The organism is Mesorhizobium sp. M4A.F.Ca.ET.090.04.2.1, assembly GCF_003999085.1.
In the GTDB taxonomy this organism is placed as follows: Bacteria; Pseudomonadota; Alphaproteobacteria; order Rhizobiales; family Rhizobiaceae; genus Mesorhizobium.
In genome coordinates, this window is the sequence record NZ_RZOT01000052.1 from 1 (window position 1) to 16,902 (window position 16,902).

A 16,902-nucleotide genomic window follows, 5' to 3' on the forward strand; every position below is an offset into this window, starting at 1 on the left:
GATATGAAATCTCTGGCAACGTTGAATACGGCGGGGTTTTTTGCGTGTCAACGATGTTGCATGAAATATCAGATGGTGAAATTTCTTGCAGTGCGCGTCGACCAGCTGCAGCGTCGTCGGCAAGAGGCTGCATCGTTTGCCTTGCGGGTGAGCGACCGAAAGCCAGGACATTCGATCCGGTGCGCAGTTGCCTGGAGGGAGAGCACCTCTTCTTCACCGGCCGCAATTCTTGCGTGTTGAAGCAACGGCACAGTTCTCTTATTGTCGCCGGAAATTTCCGGGGGATTTTGACATGCCTTTCCTGCTTGCTATCCTTGGCGTGTTGGGAGCGGCCGCGTTCTGGTGGTACCGGATGAAGGCCATGAACGAGGCCGCGCGCGAGGTCGCCGACGTCGTCGGCCGCGTTCAGGGCAACATCCGCCGCAAGAAGCTGCGCAAGCAGGCGGCGCTGTCGCCGCTGACGGCGATCGACAATCCCGTTGTGGCGGCGGCGACGCTGATCACCGCCATCGTGTCGGAACAGGGGCCCATCCTGCCGCAGCGCGAAGCCGTCATCCGCGAGGTGATTTCGGGGATTGCGGATGGCCAGAAGAAGACCGACGAGGCCGTCGTCTACGCCAAGTGGGCAACGGCGCAGATCGACGACACGACGATCGTCATCGACAAGCTGGCGCCGTTCCTGCGCGAGCGCCTCGACCCGCACGAAAGGGAAGATCTGCTGCAGATGCTCAATCGCGTCGCAAAGGGCGGCGAGCAGGGCCTGAAGATACCGGACCAGCGGATGCTGCGGCTGCGGCAGAAGCTTGGGTTCGAGGTGAATTGATCCAGGCGACCACCGATCTTTGAACTGAAGGCAGTTGTGCCTACATCAGGGTGGGCATGCCCAACCGTGGGGAAATAGAGGGAAGCAATTGCCAGCGCGGCTGCCGAATTGGCCGATTTGATTGACGCGCTGTTGGAGACAGGTTGCGCAAATCCAGGGTCGGCAGGTGGGTGCTCGGCATGCTGGCCGCCGTAGCGGTCTTCTATTACCTTCTTTGGCTGCTAGATCGCTTCCCCTTTCAGTAGCCGCGGCGTGTCGCCGGACAGGCCCGAGGCCTGGCGGATGAAAAAGTCCTTCAGCTTCGGCATGCGCTCGACGAGGCCGAGGCCGATGTCGCGCGCCGCGCGCAGCGGGCCGATGTCGTTGGAGAACAGCCGGTTCAGCACATCGGTGGTGACGCCCATCTGCACGGTGTCGAAGCGCCGCCATTGCTGGTAGCGTTCGAGCACGTCGAGCGCGCCGATGTCCTGGCCCAGCCGGTCGGCCTCGACCACCACCTCGGCCAGCGCCGCCACATCCTTGAAGCCGAGGTTGAGCCCCTGGCCGGCAATCGGGTGGATGCCGTGCGCGGCATCGCCGGCAAGCGCGATGCGGGGCGCGACGAAGGCGCGGGCAAGGGTCAGCCCAAGCGGCCAGGCGCGCGGCTTGTCGGCGGCATGGATCTCGCCCAGCCTGAGGCCGAAATGCAGCTCCAACTCGTGCTCGAAGACAAGGTCGTCGCCCTCGACCAGCTTCCGCGCATCCTCGGTGCGTTCGACCCAGACGATGGAGGAGCGGTTGCGGCCGTCCTTGTCGGGCTTCAGAGGCAGCGTCGCGAAGGGGCCGGCGGGCAGGAAATGCTCTTCGGCGCGGCCATTGTGCGGCCGTTCATGCGCCACGGTGCAGACGATACCGGATTGGCCGTACTCCCACTTCACCGTCTTGATGCCGGCCATGTCGCGCAGCTTCGAGTTGACGCCATCGGCAGCGACCAGCAGTCGCGCCTTCAAGGTCGCGCCGTCCGCCAGATGCACGGTGATGCCGGCGCCGTCGATTTCGAAGGCGCTGACGGCGAGACCTTCGATGATGTCGATGCCGAGTTTTTCGGCGCGCCGGCGCAGCGCGCCGTTCAGGTCCCTGTTGGCGACCATGTGGGCGAAGGGCTCGCCGGGCGCCACTTCGCCGTCAAAGGTCAGGAACACCGGCCGCACCGGATCGGCGGTGCGCGAATCGGTGATGATCATTTCGGTGATCGCCTGCGCTTCCGGCGCGATCTCGCTCCAGACGCCGAGTTGCTCCAGCATGCGGCAGGCGGCGGCGGCGATCGCCGAGGCGCGGCCATCCTTTTGCCAGACGCCGGCGGGCGCCGCGTCGACGACGGCGACGGCGAGGCTGGGGCGTGCCTGCTTCAGCGAAACCGCGCTGGCCAGCCCGACATAGCCGGCGCCGGCGACCAGCACGTCGAGCGAGGCTCTCGATCCTGCATCTGCCTTACGGTCAACCATGGCAAATTCCTTTCACGGCTCTGTCTACGCATGTCGCTGCCCCAAAACCGCTGCCACTTTTGGGCGACATGCCTAGTCTACAGCCTGCCGCACCACGCCGGTCTTGACTGCCCGCCCTTCCTGTCCGAAACCGCCATAACATCTTTTGCGGCTGGAGCGTGAAACATGACGGCGGCCATGGACGAGCTACTCGACATTCTCGACCTCGAGCAGCTCGAACACAATCTGTACCGTGGTCGCAGCCCCAAGCTCGACTGGCAGCGGGTCTTCGGCGGCCAGACGATCGCCCAGGCGCTGGTCGCCGCCCAGCGCACCGTCGAGCCAGAGCGCCACGTGCATTCGCTGCACGGCTATTTCATGCGGCCCGGCGACACCAAGGTGCCGATCATCTACGAGGTCGACCGCATCCGCGACGGCGGCTCCTTCACCACGCGGCGCGTGGTGGCGATCCAGCACGGCCAGGCGATCTTCTCGCTGGAGGCCTCATTCCAGCAGGACGAGGTCGGCCTCGAGCACCAGGTGCCGATGCCGCAGGATGTGCCGGCGCCCGACAATCTGCTCAGCCAGCGCGAACTGCTCGGCAAGTTCGGCGAAGCGGTCCCCGAAGGCATCAAGCGCTACTGGGACCGCGACCGGCCGATCGAGATGAAGCCGGTGATGCTGAAGCACTACACCAGCCGCGAAAAGCTGGAGCCGAAGCAGAACATCTGGATCCGCACCACCGGCCCGGTGCCGGCCGACCGCGCCACCCGGGCGGCAGTGCTCGCCTATCTCTCCGACATGACGCTGCTCGACACCTCGACCTTCGCGCATGGCCGCGCCATCTTCGACCGCGACATCCAGGCCGCGAGCCTCGACCACGCCATGTGGTTCCATCGCAGCCACCCGCTCGACGACTGGATCCTCTACACGCAGGACAGCCCCTCCACGCAGGGCTCGCGCGGCTTCACGCGCGGCTCGCTGTTTGCCCGTGACGGCACGCTGATCGCCTCGGTTGCCCAGGAAGGCCTGATCCGGCTGAAGCGCTGAGCAGATAGCCGACTTTCGGTTCAAGCCCACTGAACAGGCATTTTTGAAAATTTGCCTATTTTTTAATCATTTGTCCTGCCGCGACTCTGAACAGTCGGCATGGAAATGCCCCTCAATTCCTTTGTTTACAACAGGTTAACGGGCTGCTTCGGCAATTGGCACGGAGCTTGAATCCTGTTGCGCACTTTCCGGCTCTCATGAGGATCGGTGAAGGTGTGCAAACGCGGGGGACCCGCAACAGCAAAGGGTGAAACCTTATGAAAATCGTGATGGCAATCATCAAGCCGTTCAAGCTCGATGAGGTGCGCGAAGCGCTCACCGCAGTCGGCATCCAGGGCCTGACCGTCACCGAAGTCAAAGGCTACGGGCGTCAGAAGGGACATACGGAAATCTATCGCGGTGCGGAATACGCGGTCAGCTTCCTGCCCAAAATCAAGATCGAGGTCGCGGTTGGTGCCGACATGGTCGACAAGGCCGTCGAAGCCATTACGTCGGCGGCCAAGACCGGCCAGATCGGCGACGGCAAGATCTTCGTCTTCGGCATCGACCAGGCGGTGCGCATCCGCACCGGCGAAACAGACACCGACGCGCTCTGAGCGGCGATCCCCCATTCCAACGGAGAGTTCAATGAATATTCCTTCCACCTTTAAGACGACGGGGCGCGCGACTGCTCTCGGCGCGCTCGCCCTGACGGCCCTGGGCACGGTCGCCGCCTTCGCGCAGGAAGCCGCGGCTCCGGCAGCGGCGCCCGCCACGCCGGCGCCAACGCTCGACACCGGCAACACCGCCTGGATGCTGACCTCGACGGCGCTGGTGCTGATGATGACCATCCCGGGCCTGGCGCTGTTCTACGGCGGCATGGTGCGCAAGAAGAACGTGCTCGCCACCATCATGCAGAGCTTCGCCATCACCTGCCTGGTGACGGTGCTGTGGTTCATGTTCGGCTATTCGCTGGCCTTTTCCGACGGCGGCAGCACCAATGCCTATGTCGGCGGCTTCTCCAAGTTCTTCCACCACGGCATCACCACCGCGACGCTGTGGCTGCCGGGCGTGGCGAACATTCCTGAATTCGTCTTCTCGATGTTCCAGCTGACCTTCGCCATCATCACGCCTGCGCTGATCGCCGGCGCCTTCGCCGAGCGCATGAAATTCTCGGCCCTGCTCATCTTCATGGGCCTGTGGCTGGTGTTCGTCTATGCGCCGATCGCCCACTGGGTGTGGGGCGGCGGCTTCCTCGGTTCGGCCGGCGTTCTCGACTTTGCCGGCGGCACGGTCGTCCACATCAACGCCGGTGTCGCGGGTCTGGTCTGCGCCCTCGTCCTCGGTAAGCGCGAGGGCTACGGCACCGCCAACATGGCGCCGCACAACCTCGTCTATTCGGTCATCGGCGCTTCGCTGCTGTGGGTTGGCTGGTTCGGCTTCAACGCCGGTTCGGAACTGGCCGCCGACGGCCTCGCCGGCGCCGCGATGCTGAACACCCAGGTCGCCACCGCCGCAGCGGCGCTCGCCTGGATGTTCGCCGAATGGATCATCGCCAAGAAGCCGAGCGTGCTCGGCATCATCTCGGGCGCCGTCGCCGGCCTGGTCGCCGTGACGCCCGCCTCCGGCTTCGTCAATCCGACCGGCGCCTTCATCATCGGCATCGTCGCCGGCGTCGTCTGCTATATCTCGGCCGTCAAGGTGAAGCACATGCTCGGCTATGACGACTCGCTCGATGCCTTCGGCGTGCACGGCGTCGGCGGCATCATCGGCGCGCTGCTCACCGGCGCGCTGGCCGATCCCGAGATCAACGCGCTCGGCAAGGGCGCCTCGGTCGGCACCCAGATCTACGGCATCGTCTTCACTATCCTGTGGACGGCGATCGCGACCTTCGTGATCCTCTACATCGTCAAGGCCCTGGTCGGCCTGCGTCCGAGCAGCCAGGAAGAAATCGAAGGCCTCGACATCAGCCAGCACGGCGAAGTGGTGCCGTGAGCCTATCGACCATCCGGCGCCGGCATCCTCCCGCCGGCGGCGGATCCGTTTCACGCAATTCCGACCGAAGCCGCTACGCATTTTTCCGGAATTGCTCAACAATCCCGTCGTGACGCTCCGAAAGGTGCTCACGCATTGAGGCCCGGAAACATCTTCCGGGCCTCCTTTTTTGGAAAATCGTGCGCCTCAATTGGGCGAACGAGGAATCGTTTCACGCGATCACGGTCGCGTGATGTGCCAGCGGAAAGAAACATTGGGCCTTCCGGCTCCGTACTGGGGTAGCGACCGCCGTTCTGGCGCTCGCTAACAACAGGGAAGGAACCAACCGATGAACATCAAGAGCATCTTCCTCGGAGCACTCGCTCTCTCCATGGTCAGCGGCGCCGCATTGGCCGGTGCTCTCGACGAACCGGACAACATGGCGCCATTCTTCACCGATACCGGCATGAAAACCATGAAGCCGGAAGCCGATTTCAAGGCGGCCTGGGCTGCGACGGCCAAAGACAAGCAAGACATGATGATGAAGGAGTGCCAGGACGCGGCGATGAGCAAGCCTCATGCCGAATTCTGCGCCAACTTGATGATGTACGCCGGTCACAAGTGATTGCTACAGATCGGTTCCAGACGGGCCCGATCGCATCCTTGTTCCAATGAGAGATGGCGGGCCGCGCGGCCCGCCTTCGTCGCCCGAACCGATAAAGCCGGCGTCAAGCTTTATCCATTGCGACAACCGACGATCCTCACGTGAGCATCAAGCGAATGTGATTCAGAGTGATTCAGTTCGGCACCTTTCATCGGCTAGCCTTTGCCTCGATCCAAACCCCCGGGATCATGGAAGGTGAAATCCCACTTTCGCTCTCCACAACGAAAGCCTCGCTGGCTCCGGCTCGCGAGGCTTTTTTGCATGCGCGGCCAGGCTGCGGAAAGCCGCGTGTCCGGCAACAACAATTCAACCGCCGGTGATGCGCGCCCAGGCCGCTTCAACCTCTTATAGTTAATGCGCCCTTAACCTTCCCGCCGATAGTCTGTCATCCGAATCTGCCGGCGTGCGTCATGCGTCCGGCGAGGCACTCACAGACGGGGAAGAGGCATGCGTTCAGGCGCTTCAGCACCGCTCGCGCTAACTGATACGGGGCACGGCATCCAGGCATTCGCGCGGCGTCAGCTTGGGCGGCTGGTCGGCGCCGGTCTGTTCACGCTCGTCGCCTTCGGCGTCGCCGGCCTTGCCACCTGGAACGTCGCCGATCCGAGCTTCTCGCACGCCACCGACAACATCGTCACCAACGCGATGGGTTATGCGGGGGCGGTGTTCGCCGATCTTGCCATGCAGTTCTTCGGCCTTGCCGCGGTCGCGGCCCTGGTGCCGGCGGTGATTTGGGGCTTCCTGCTCTTTTCCGCGCGCGGCGTCGACCGGCTGCCCAAGCGCGGCCTCGCCTGGTTCGGCTTCGCGCTACTTGCGGCGGCGATCGCCGGCTGTGTCACGCCACCCAAAACCTGGCCGTTGCCGACGGGCCTTGGCGGTGTTTTCGGCGACATGGTGCTGAAGATCCCCGGCATCGCCGTTGGCGGCTATCCCAAGGGCCTTTTCGCCAGCATCGTCGCCGTGGTCCTTGCCGCGCCGGCATTGTGGCTGTTTGCCTACGGCTCGGCGCTGATTTCCCGCAAGAACGGCTTTGCCGTCATGGAGCGCGCCGCCGAGCCCGAGCCGCGCGAGCAGGACGACCTGCTCTTCGACGAGGATGAGGACGAGGGCGATGAAGGCATCCTGGCACTCGGCGCCATCACCCACTGGTGGCTGTCGTTCAGGGCCTGGATGCACCGCCGCGCCGCGCGCCGCCAGCACGAGCGCGAGTACGAGCCGGAGATGGAGCCGCGCGCCAGCGCCTGGCGGCGCGCAGCCGAGCGCGTCGAATCAGCCGAGTTCGCCGAATCGCGGATGAGCCCGGGCGGCCGCGCCCGCGTCGAGCCTGAATTCTTCGCCGCCATGGTCAACGACCGCAGTATCTCGGTCGATCCTGACGACGACATCTTCGACAGTGACGAGGACGACGACTTGGATTTCGCCGACGAGCCTCCTGTCCAGCGCCGCGCCACGCCGACGGCGAAGGTGCAGAATTTCCGTTCCGATGCCGCAACCCGCGTCGAGGCGCCGGCGCCGCGTCCGGCGCCGGGCGCGCGCGTCCAGCGCGAGGCGCAGACCTCGCTGATCGGCTCGGACAAATTCGAGATGCCGTCGCTGCATTTCCTGTCGGAGCCGAAGAATGTGGTGCGCGACGCCAGCCTGTCCAAGGACGCGCTGGAGCAGAATGCGCGGCTCCTGGAAGGCGTGCTCGAGGATTTCGGCGTCAAGGGCGAGATCATCCATGTACGGCCCGGCCCGGTCGTCACACTCTACGAGCTCGAGCCGGCGCCCGGCATCAAGTCGTCTCGCGTCATCGGCCTGTCCGACGACATCGCCCGCTCGATGAGCGCGATCGCCTGCCGCGTCGCCGTCGTGCCCGGCCGCAACGCCATCGGCATTGAGCTGCCCAACGCCAAGCGCGAGACGGTGTATCTGCGGGAAATCATGGCCAGCCGCGACTTCGAGACCACCAAGGCGAAGCTGGCGCTGGCGCTCGGCAAGACCATCAATGGCGAGGCCGTCATCGTCGACATCGCCAAGATGCCGCACGTTCTGGTCGCCGGCACCACCGGCTCGGGCAAGTCGGTCGCCATCAACACCATGATCCTGTCGCTGCTCTACCGGCTGACGCCGCAGGAATGCCGGCTGATCATGATCGATCCGAAGATGCTCGAACTCTCCGTCTATGACGGCATTCCGCATCTTTTGACGCCGGTCGTCACCGATCCGAAGAAGGCGGTGGTGGCGCTGAAGTGGACCGTGCGCGAGATGGAGGACCGCTACCGCAAGATGTCCAAGGTCGGTGTGCGCAACATCGACGGGTTCAACGCGCGCGTCCAGCTGGCGGAGAAGAAGGGCGAGAAGATCTCGCGCACCGTGCAGACCGGCTTCGATCGCCAGACCGGCGAGGCGATCTACGAGACGGAGGATCTCGACCTCGAGCCGATGCCCTATATCGTCGTCATCATCGACGAAATGGCCGACCTGATGATGGTCGCCGGCAAGGACATTGAGGGTGCGGTTCAGCGCCTGGCGCAGATGGCGCGCGCCGCCGGCATCCATGTCATCATGGCGACCCAGCGCCCTTCGGTCGACGTCATCACCGGCACGATCAAGGCCAACTTCCCGACCCGCATCTCCTTCCAGGTGACGTCGAAGATCGACAGCCGCACCATCCTTGGCGAGCAGGGCGCGGAGCAATTGCTCGGCATGGGCGACATGCTCTACATGGCCGGCGGCGGCCGCATCCAGCGCGTGCACGGCCCGTTCGTGTCCGACGACGAGGTCGAGAGGATCGTCGCGCACCTGAAGCTGCAGGGCGTTCCCGAATATCTCGACGCCATCACCGAGGATGATGACGAGGACGACGAGGACGAAGGTTCCGGCAAGGGCGGTTCCGGCGGCGGTGGCGGCGGCAATTTCGAGGATTCCGACGACCCCTACGACCAGGCGGTGGCGGTGGTGCTGCGCGACGGCAAGGCCTCGACCAGCTACATCCAGCGCCGACTCGGCATCGGCTACAACCGCGCCGCCTCGATCATCGAGAAGATGGAGAAGGAAGGCATTGTCGGTCCGGCCAACCATGCCGGAAAACGCGAGATCCTGGTGCCGACGGAGGAGGACAAGTTCTAGGGTCTATCGATATCCAGGTGATGCCGGCTGGCAACCTTGAACCTTTCGGCGCGTTGAGGCGACGGAGCGTCGCTGGAGCCGCCAAACTTAAGCCCAACTGGGGGTCCAGAGACTGCGACACCATTCGAATCAGAAAGTGACCGGCATGAAAAACGAACCTTTCGCCCCGAACCGCCGCCAGGCGCTTGGCCTCGGCCTCGTGCTTGCCGGCGCGGCAAGCGTCAATGTCGTCCCCGGATTCCAGCTCCTGGCGTCGGCGCAGGCGGCGATTCCGCCGGCGGCGCAGAAGATCGCCGACCACTTCTCCTCGGTCAAATCGATGAGCGGCGAGTTCGTTCAGTTCGGACCGAAGGGCGAGCAGACCGGCGGCAAGTTCTTCCTGGAACGGCCGGGCAAGATCCGCTTCAACTATGATGGATCGTCGAATTTCCGGGTGATCTCCGACGGCAAGTCGGTGGTCATCCTCAACAAGAAGCTCAACACCTCCGATCTCTATCCGCTGTCGAAGACGCCGCTGAAGCTTTTGCTCGACAATCGCATCGATCTCTCCGGCGGACGAGTAAAGAGCGTCAAGGAAGAGGACGATCTCACCACCATCCAGCTCTCCGACAAATCGGTGTTCGGCAATGCCAGGATCACCATGATGTTCGATCCGAAGTCCTATGAACTGCGGCAATGGACCATCACCGACGCCCAGGGCAAGGACACGACGGTGATGATCTTCAACGTCAAGGAAGGCGTCAGCTTCGCTCCCGACACCTTCGCCATAGATTACACGGCGAACCGTGAGGTGAATACGAAGACAAGATAACTTCCTTCGTCTTAGTGCTCTTGCGAGCGTCGGCGCCGCCCCTCATCCGGCTGCCGCCATCTTCTCCCCGTAAACGGGGAGAAGGGACGCCGTCATCGACGGTTTCGCCAATCTCCAGCGTTGCAGAATGAGTGCCAAGGCTGCGGCCGGCTTCTTTCTCCCCGTTTACGGGCAGAAATGCCCGGCCGGGCAATGAGGGGCGGCGAGCGCCTCGGCGATTGTCGCCGGCTTGTTTTTATGGCTGGCGGCTGGCAGTAGTTCGGCGACCTCTTGCCGGACCCCGCCGCATGCCCTTTTCCATCGCCACCTGGAACATCAACTCGGTGCGGCTGCGCATGCCGATCGTCGAGCGCCTGCTTCTGGAATACGCGCCCGATGTGCTCTGTCTGCAGGAGACGAAGGTTCCGGACGAGCTTTTTCCCGAAAAGGCCTTCCGCAAGCTCGGCTACGAGCACATCGCCTTCCACGGCCAGAAAGGCTATCACGGCGTCGCCACGGTGGCGCGGCGGCCGATCGAGCTGGTTGAAAAGCGCCGCTTCTGCGAGATCGACGACAGCCGACACCTCTCGGTCAGGGTAAGCGCCAGCGGCAAGTCGATCCTGCTGCATAATTTCTATGTGCCGGCGGGCGGCGACGAGCCCGACCCGGAGATCAACCGCAAGTTCAGGCACAAGCTGGATTTCGTCGCCGAGATGAATGGTGTACGGGCCGAGCACGACGCCGGGTCCGGCTCGATCCTGGTCGGCGACCTCAACATCGCGCCGCTGGAGCATGACGTCTGGTCGCACAAGCAGCTGCTCAACGTCGTCAGCCACACGCCGGTGGAGACCGAAAGCTTCGAGGCGATGCGGCGCGCCGGCGACTGGGTCGACCTGATGCGGCTCAACGTGCCTGCCGAGCAAAAACTCTACACCTGGTGGAGCTACCGCGCGCAGGACTGGCAAGCGTCGGACCGCGGCCGGCGGCTTGACCATGTCTGGTCTTCGCCGAACCTGGTGGAGCGCTTCACCGGCTACGAGATCCTGCGCCCGGCGCGCGGCTGGGAGCGGCCGTCGGACCACGTGCCGGTGATTGCGCGGTTCGATCTGGATTGAAGTCCGCCGCAGCCGGACGGATTCAAACACGGGGCCTGACGTTCTTGGGCGCGCCGTTCCGGAACCTACGCGGGCAGAGCCTCCTGTTCGTCCGCATGCCCCATCAGACAGGGGTGATCCCGGCGGCGCGTCGCCAGCATCCGCCGGGCGGCTTCTATGATTTTCGGCGCCGGGACATCGGCGACCAGGCCGGTCGGGCTTTCATGGCGCGCTTCCACCGCGTCCACGCTGTTCGAAAGCGGTCGCCAGCGAGCCATGTTGGCACCGCTATTGACGATGACCATCGGCGTCATCACCGTGGCCATGAGATGCGCCGTGCCGCCTTCGGCGCCAATGTAAAGATCGGCGAGTTCCCCGAGCGCCAGCAGGATGTCGCTGACAGGAATATCTTGCGCCGCGCCAGAATCGACGAGCCGCAATTTCGGCACGCGTTGCGCCAACTCGGCCATGTCTGGGCCGACGCCCGGTGTTTTCACATAGATGAGGTTGGCGCCATCGCCGATCATACTGTCGGATATCGCGACAACCTGATCCGCTGTCATCCGTTTGTTGCCATCCCCATGGGCCGCGATGACGACCAATGGAGCATGCTTGCCGGCCAGGCGCCTGGCCGCCGCACGCGCGGCCGCAGTCGGCTCCAGCCGATGGTCAAAAGGCAACCGCTTTCCCGCCAGGCGTTCGACAAGGCGGTGGTAGCGCCATGCATTGTGCTCTGGTCGTGTTTCGGGTCCATGGCCGGGGGGCCAGGAAAGAGCGAACGCCGGAAAATTTGCTTCGTAGACGATGCCGCGGCCGAGCAGCGATACCCAGGTTTGAACCAGCCAGGGCGCGACAATGCGGAAATCGACAATGGCCAGCTGCCCTTTGCCCTTGCGATGACTGGCGACCAGATGCGCCAAGGGCGTCTGCGCCCTTATCGTATCGACCAGGTGGCGGACATGGTCATTGACGGCGGTTTCGAGCGTGCATGTCTGGGTGGTTCCGTACACGATCAAACTGTCGGGAAATGCCGTTCTCGCCGCTCGCAAGGCCGGAATCCGCAGCAAGCCGTCGCCGAACGCGTCCTTGCGTGAATACAAGATAATCGTCTCGTAACGCGCTGGCGGCATTCCCGCTCCCCCCAGGAGCTCGGTGGTGTCGGTTCCTGCTACGCGGCCCATCCTCGAGTCCTGTAGGATCTCACCTTTTGCCTGTCAACGGAACCTCGCCCTCGGGGCCGGATGATCAACGCCAGGTGCGATTCGTCTACCCCGTGAAACGCGGCCCCAGTTTTTCGATGCGCCTGATCATCTGCTGGAATTCCTCCAGGATGCGCTCGTGCAACAGCACCGCAATCTCCGGATATTCCTCCAGGATGCGGCGGAACATCTTGCGGCTGAGCCGGATCACTTCAGAGTCGACCGCGGCCGATGCGCTGGTCAGCCGGTTGGTGTCGGCAATCAGCGCCAGTTCGCTCAGCATGGTGCCGGGTCCGGCGGTGCCGATCGGGACGCGCTCGCCATTCTGCTCGCGATAGAGCGCGATGCGGCCGCTGACCACGATATAGGCCGAGTCAGCCGCGTCATCCTCGCGGTAGAGCTTGTGGTCCGCCTGCAACAGCGTGGTTTCGGCGCCGAAGGCGAGCAGGCGCAACTGCTCCTGCGTGAAGCCCTCGAAGAGCTTCACGGCGGACAGGATGCGGATGTCGTCATCCAGCGCCATCTAGCTATGTCCCCGAGCGGTCAGTCCAGTCCCTCCCTTGGAGCGCGGCGTCCTCCTGGACGCGCAAAGGACGCTCCAACATCCTTTGAGTCTACGCATCGTGCCCGCCAAAAATCGATTCCGATTTTTGGCCGATGCGCATCGGAGCCGATCCAACCACCCTCCAGCACCAGGATCGCTTCCGAAGCGGCCCCGCCCTGACCGCTCATTGGATCATGAAAAGTTTAAGGAACCAGCTTGTAGCCGCCGCTTTCTGTCACAAGAATTTCGGCATTGGAAGGATCGCGCTCGATCTTCTGGCGCAGCCGGTAGACGTGGGTTTCCAGCGTGTGCGTGGTGACTCCTGAATTGTAGCCCCAGACTTCTTCCAGAAGCACGTCGCGCGTCACCACCTTCTGTTCGGCGCGATAGAGGTATTTGATGATCGACGCCTCTTTCTCGGTCAGTCGCACCTTGGCGCCGCGCTGGTCGATCAAGAGCTTCTGGCTGGGCTTGAAGGTGTAGGGGCCAACCGAGAAGGTGGCGTCCTCGCTCTGTTCGTGCTGGCGCAATTGCGCGCGGATGCGGGCAAGCAGCACGGCGAAGCGGAACGGCTTGGTCACATAGTCGTTGGCGCCGGCCTCGAGGCCGAGGATCGTGTCGGAATCGGTGTCGTGGCCGGTCAGCATGATGATCGGCGCCTTGTAGCCGCCCTTGCGCAGGATCTTCACCGCCTCGCGGCCGTCCATGTCGGGCAGGCCAACATCCATGATCAGGAGGTCGACAAGGCCGCCGCGCGCCGCGGCGACGCCTTTCGCGGCCGTCGCTTCCTGCTGGACGTCGAACTCTTCGTAGAGGGCCAGTTGCTCGACGAGCGTGCCGCGCAGGTCGTCATCGTCGTCAACGATCAGTATGGTGCGTGAGGTCATGGATCAATCCGTTGTTTTAAAAAGTATATTCAGTTGACCGTCCCCCATTTATGCGGAAGCTGACCGGCACAACAGCCGATCACAGTGATTTGTTCCGTGACACGATCATACAAGAAAAAACGTCCATGCAATGCAGCCGGCGCAATTTTGCCAAAAGGCCTCGCCGTGCTCAGCGTGCGCGCCAGGCCCGGCCATCCCAGCCAGGGGCTGCTGCAGGCGGGCAGCCTGGTGTTCGCCTGCGCGCTGGGACGCGGGGGCATTTCGGCGAACAAGCGCGAAGGTGACGGCGCGACGCCGCTTGGCGCCATGCGCATATTGTCGGGCTATTTTCGCGACGATCATTTTTCCGGCGGCCGCAGGACGCGGCTTGCGATGGCGCCGATCGGGCCGGATCTCGGCTGGTGCGAGGTGCCCGACGACCGCAACTACAATCGCCCGGTGAAGATTCCCTATGGCGCCAGCCACGAGCGGATGCGCCGTGATGACCGGCTCTATGATGCCTGCCTGGTGCTCGACTGGAACATCGCGCCGCGGCGGCGCGGCCGCGGCAGCGCCATCTTCTTCCATCTGGCGCGGCCCGGCTTCACACCGACACAAGGCTGCGTGGCGGTGACGGCGCGCACCATGGCGCGGCTGTTGCCGCTGCTTTCGGATCGGACGGTGGTGAGGGTGGTGAGGTAGGGATGACTAGGCAGTAGGGCGCTATGCCCTCTTTCCCCTACTGCCTAATCCCTACTGCCTTACCTTCTCGGCTGCTGCCAGCCAGTGCCGAGCAGCCCGATTTCGCGGAGCTGCCGGTCCACAGCCTTTGCGACGTCCCGGCGCTCGGCGCCGATGTCACGCAGCAGGTCGTCGGAGAGATCCTCGATGGATTCGAGGGGAAGCTGGGCAGCGACACGCGCCTGACGCAGCCAATCGAGGGTGGCGCGCAGCCAGACTGCGATACCGGAGCGGGAATTTAGGGCGGCGTGGGACTTCAGAACGATCTCGGTCATGGCTCTATCCGGTTTCTCCGGATGTCAAATCCGGTTTGATAGTGCTTCGATGCTGCAATCATGCCGGATTGAAAAATAAACAGGAAACGAGTAGTTCTTGCTTGATCATCAAGTTTTATTTGGAGATCGAATGGCCCGCCTGCTGCCCGGAACGCGTGCCCTGAGGACGTTCGAAGCGGCGGCCAGGCACCTCAATTTCACCCGCGCGGCCGACGAGCTCGGCCTGACGCCGGCGGCGGTCAGCCACCAGATCAAGGAAATCGAGGACCAGCTCGACCTTGCGCTGTTCATCCGCACCAGCCGCACCATCCGGCTGACGGAGGCCGGAAACGTCCTATTCGAGGCGTCGATCGACGCGCTCGACCTGCTCAACCGGGCGGTGTCGCGGGCCCGCAAGATGACGCGCGGCACGGCGCTGCTGAAGGTGACGCTCGACGCCCAGTTCGCGACGAAGTGGCTGATGCGCCGCGTGGACGATTTCCGTCAGCGGAAGCCGGGCATCGAGCTGCGTTTCGACATCACCTATGATGTCAGGGACTTCGAGCGCGACGATGTCGATATCGGCATTCGCTTCGGCGCCGGCAAATATCCCGGTCTTGCCGCGCATCGCCTGTTCGACAACATCATCATCCCGGTGTGCAGCCCGGCACTGCTGGCGTCCGGCCCACCGCTCAACGAGCCGCGCGACCTCTTTCGCCACACGCTCGCGCATATCGACTGGTCGCGCCAGGGCGTGACGTGGCCGAACTGGAGCATGTGGATGCATGCGGCCGGCGTCGACGATTTCGACGACAGCCGCACGCTTGTATTCGGGTCCTCGACCGATGCCACGCAGGCGGCGCTCGACGGCAACGCGGTGGCGCTGGCCGACTTCGCCATGGTTGCCAATGACCTTTCGCAAGGGCGTCTGGTGCGACCCTTCGAGCTCGGCATCAAGGTGGCGCCGGAGTTCGCCTATTTCCTGGTTTATCCGGAGGCCGTGAAGGACGACGCGCGCGTCGCCGCCTTTCGCGAATGGCTTATCGAGGAAGCGGCGAAGACGCCGACCTGAGAAAGCGAGTTGATATTCAGGTGATGCCGGCCTGCAAATGGCGGGTTCCTGCGCTTCCGGTGCTCACGTACTTCAAATACGCTCCGGTTCTCTGAACCCGCCACTTTTGGCTCGTCCTGACCTGAATCTCAACTCGCCCTAGCCGGCCGGCGCGCCGAACCAGCCAATCACTGCGCCGATGAGGAGCAGCACGCCCAGCCAATGGCCGGCATCGATCAGCGTCAGGTCCCAGCCAAAGCCTTCATAGCGGTGGTTGACGGACAGCGTGGTGGCGACGAAGCCTAGCCAGAGCACGAAGCCGAAGATCAGCCCGGCGACAAGGCTGGGCTCGCCGCCGGTCATCGCGCCGACGACCAGGCTCAGCACGATTGCCATGACCAGCTCGGCGACGAAGGAGATGATGAACGACAGCGGCGACCGTTTCATCGTCGCCGGATCGAGCTTAGCCGCCTTGAGCCACGGCTTGCTGAGCGTCGTGTACCAGGCGGCGCCGAACAGCCACGCCACCACGGCGGCAACGACCACCGCCAGCCAGTTCACCGCAGAGAAATCCATTCGACCCCCTCCCGATGCATGTCGTTCTAACATGCACCCTCTTTGAAATCGCGGCGATGGAACGCCTGTTCGGCGCTGCCGTCAAGCAAGGCGCCAGACGGTGGTGCGCTTGACCTCGGCATCCTCCAGCACGCGCGTCACGGGCACCTGGTAGACGGCGAGCGATTGCAGCCCCTTCTTCGGCATGTAGGCGCGGCCGGGATCGCCGACGAGGATGTCGGCGCCGCGCGCCGTCAGCGCCTGGAACCAGGGCAGCAGCCTGTCGGCGAAGGCCTTGTCGTAGAAGACGTCGCCGGCCAGCACGACATCCCAGCCCATGTCGGCGCCGACGCAGTCCTGGCCGAGGAATTCCGCCTCGGCCCGGTTGGCCTCGAGGTTGAGGGCGATCGCCGTCTCGCAGAACGGATCGATGTCGGCGGCGGTCACTGCTGCGGCGCCGGCCTTCGCGGCGGCGATGGCGACCAGGCCGGAGCCGGAGGCGAAGTCGAGCACCCGCTTGCCGCGAACGGTTTCGGGATGGTCGAGCACGTAGCGGGCAAGGCCCTGGCCGCCGGCCCAGGCGAACGCCCAGAACGGCGGCGGCAGGCCGATCGCAGCCAGTTCCTCTTCCGTGCGCAGCCAAAGGTCATGCGCCTCGTCGGCGAGATGCAGGAACACCTCCGGCACATGCGGCGGGGCCATCAGCGCCGTGACCAGGCTGACGCCGAAAAGCGCGAAAAAGTT

The 16,902-nt window shown here is 63.9% G+C and carries 17 protein-coding genes; 10 read left to right on the top strand and 7 right to left on the bottom strand.

Features of this window, described 5'->3' with window-relative positions:
• The first annotated feature begins 292 nt into the window (after nt 1–292).
• A complete protein-coding gene (locus tag EN781_RS06210; RefSeq protein WP_126057497.1) occupies nt 293–823 on the top strand; it encodes a hypothetical protein in 531 nt (176 codons plus the stop codon).
• A 221-nt stretch (nt 824–1,044) separates the two neighbouring features.
• Here EN781_RS06210 and EN781_RS06215 read toward each other — a convergent pair whose 3' ends face one another.
• A complete protein-coding gene (locus EN781_RS06215; RefSeq protein ID WP_126057498.1) occupies nt 1,045–2,307 on the bottom strand; it encodes a ubiquinone biosynthesis hydroxylase in 1,263 nt (420 codons plus the stop codon).
• A gap of 165 nt (nt 2,308–2,472) precedes the next feature.
• Between EN781_RS06215 and tesB the strand changes: the two genes are divergently transcribed.
• The 7 genes from tesB (at nt 2,473) to EN781_RS06250 (ending at nt 10,969) form a co-directional block, all read left to right on the top strand.
• On the top strand, nt 2,473–3,336 hold the full coding sequence (gene tesB / locus EN781_RS06220; RefSeq protein ID WP_126057499.1) for an acyl-CoA thioesterase II: 864 nt from the start codon (nt 2,473–2,475) through the stop codon (nt 3,334–3,336).
• A gap of 257 nt (nt 3,337–3,593) precedes the next feature.
• Nucleotides 3,594–3,932: a P-II family nitrogen regulator gene (locus EN781_RS06225; RefSeq protein ID WP_027169082.1), complete on the top strand. Its 339-nt coding sequence runs from the start codon at nt 3,594–3,596 to the stop codon at nt 3,930–3,932.
• A 31-nt stretch (nt 3,933–3,963) separates the two neighbouring features.
• Nucleotides 3,964–5,310 carry an ammonium transporter gene (locus EN781_RS06230; protein WP_126057500.1) on the top strand — a complete coding sequence of 449 codons (1,347 nt, stop codon included), beginning with the start codon at nt 3,964–3,966 and terminating at the stop codon, nt 5,308–5,310.
• A gap of 328 nt (nt 5,311–5,638) precedes the next feature.
• Nucleotides 5,639–5,914, top strand: coding sequence for a hypothetical protein (locus tag EN781_RS06235; RefSeq protein ID WP_126057501.1), 276 nt, complete (start codon nt 5,639–5,641; stop codon nt 5,912–5,914).
• Between the two features lie 486 nt (nt 5,915–6,400).
• On the top strand, nt 6,401–9,064 hold the full coding sequence (locus tag EN781_RS06240; protein ID WP_126057502.1) for a DNA translocase FtsK: 2,664 nt from the start codon (nt 6,401–6,403) through the stop codon (nt 9,062–9,064).
• Nucleotides 9,065–9,209: 145 nt separating this feature from the next.
• Entirely contained in the window at nt 9,210–9,875 is a 666-nt protein-coding gene (locus EN781_RS06245; RefSeq protein ID WP_126057503.1) for an outer membrane lipoprotein carrier protein LolA, read from the top strand.
• 287 nt (nt 9,876–10,162) lie between these two features.
• The gene (locus EN781_RS06250) at nt 10,163–10,969 is read left to right on the top strand and encodes an exodeoxyribonuclease III (RefSeq protein ID WP_126057504.1); all 807 of its coding nucleotides are present in this window, start codon (nt 10,163–10,165) and stop codon (nt 10,967–10,969) included.
• 65 nt (nt 10,970–11,034) lie between these two features.
• Here the strand turns inward: EN781_RS06250 and EN781_RS06255 are convergent, their stop codons facing one another.
• The 3 genes from EN781_RS06255 to EN781_RS06265 form a co-directional block, all read right to left on the bottom strand.
• Entirely contained in the window at nt 11,035–12,129 is a 1,095-nt protein-coding gene (locus EN781_RS06255; RefSeq protein ID WP_189347348.1) for a hypothetical protein, read from the bottom strand.
• Nucleotides 12,130–12,214: 85 nt separating this feature from the next.
• Nucleotides 12,215–12,670 carry a cyclic nucleotide-binding domain-containing protein gene (locus tag EN781_RS06260; protein WP_126057505.1) on the bottom strand — a complete coding sequence of 152 codons (456 nt, stop codon included), beginning with the start codon at nt 12,668–12,670 and terminating at the stop codon, nt 12,215–12,217.
• A 224-nt stretch (nt 12,671–12,894) separates the two neighbouring features.
• Nucleotides 12,895–13,578, bottom strand: coding sequence for a response regulator transcription factor (locus tag EN781_RS06265; protein WP_126057506.1), 684 nt, complete (start codon nt 13,576–13,578; stop codon nt 12,895–12,897).
• A 144-nt stretch (nt 13,579–13,722) separates the two neighbouring features.
• Here EN781_RS06265 and EN781_RS06270 point away from each other — a divergent pair, with 144 nt between their 5' ends.
• Nucleotides 13,723–14,259 (top strand): L,D-transpeptidase, encoded by a 537-nt coding sequence (locus EN781_RS06270; protein WP_189347350.1) that lies wholly within the window; start codon nt 13,723–13,725, stop codon nt 14,257–14,259.
• A gap of 59 nt (nt 14,260–14,318) precedes the next feature.
• On the opposite strand, the gene EN781_RS06275 is transcribed toward EN781_RS06270, so the two are convergent.
• The gene (locus EN781_RS06275; protein ID WP_126057508.1) at nt 14,319–14,573 is read right to left on the bottom strand and encodes a hypothetical protein; all 255 of its coding nucleotides are present in this window, start codon (nt 14,571–14,573) and stop codon (nt 14,319–14,321) included.
• 130 nt (nt 14,574–14,703) lie between these two features.
• Here EN781_RS06275 and gcvA point away from each other — a divergent pair, with 130 nt between their 5' ends.
• Nucleotides 14,704–15,624 (top strand): transcriptional regulator GcvA, encoded by a 921-nt coding sequence (gene gcvA / locus EN781_RS06280; RefSeq protein WP_126057509.1) that lies wholly within the window; start codon nt 14,704–14,706, stop codon nt 15,622–15,624.
• A gap of 138 nt (nt 15,625–15,762) precedes the next feature.
• Here gcvA and EN781_RS06285 read toward each other — a convergent pair whose 3' ends face one another.
• Together EN781_RS06285 and EN781_RS06290 are read right to left on the bottom strand one after the other, a co-directional pair.
• Nucleotides 15,763–16,179 carry a DUF1761 domain-containing protein gene (locus EN781_RS06285; protein WP_126057510.1) on the bottom strand — a complete coding sequence of 139 codons (417 nt, stop codon included), beginning with the start codon at nt 16,177–16,179 and terminating at the stop codon, nt 15,763–15,765.
• Between the two features lie 81 nt (nt 16,180–16,260).
• Nucleotides 16,261–16,860 carry a methyltransferase gene (locus EN781_RS06290; protein ID WP_245492550.1) on the bottom strand — a complete coding sequence of 200 codons (600 nt, stop codon included), beginning with the start codon at nt 16,858–16,860 and terminating at the stop codon, nt 16,261–16,263.
• Nucleotides 16,861–16,902 lie beyond the last annotated feature (42 nt).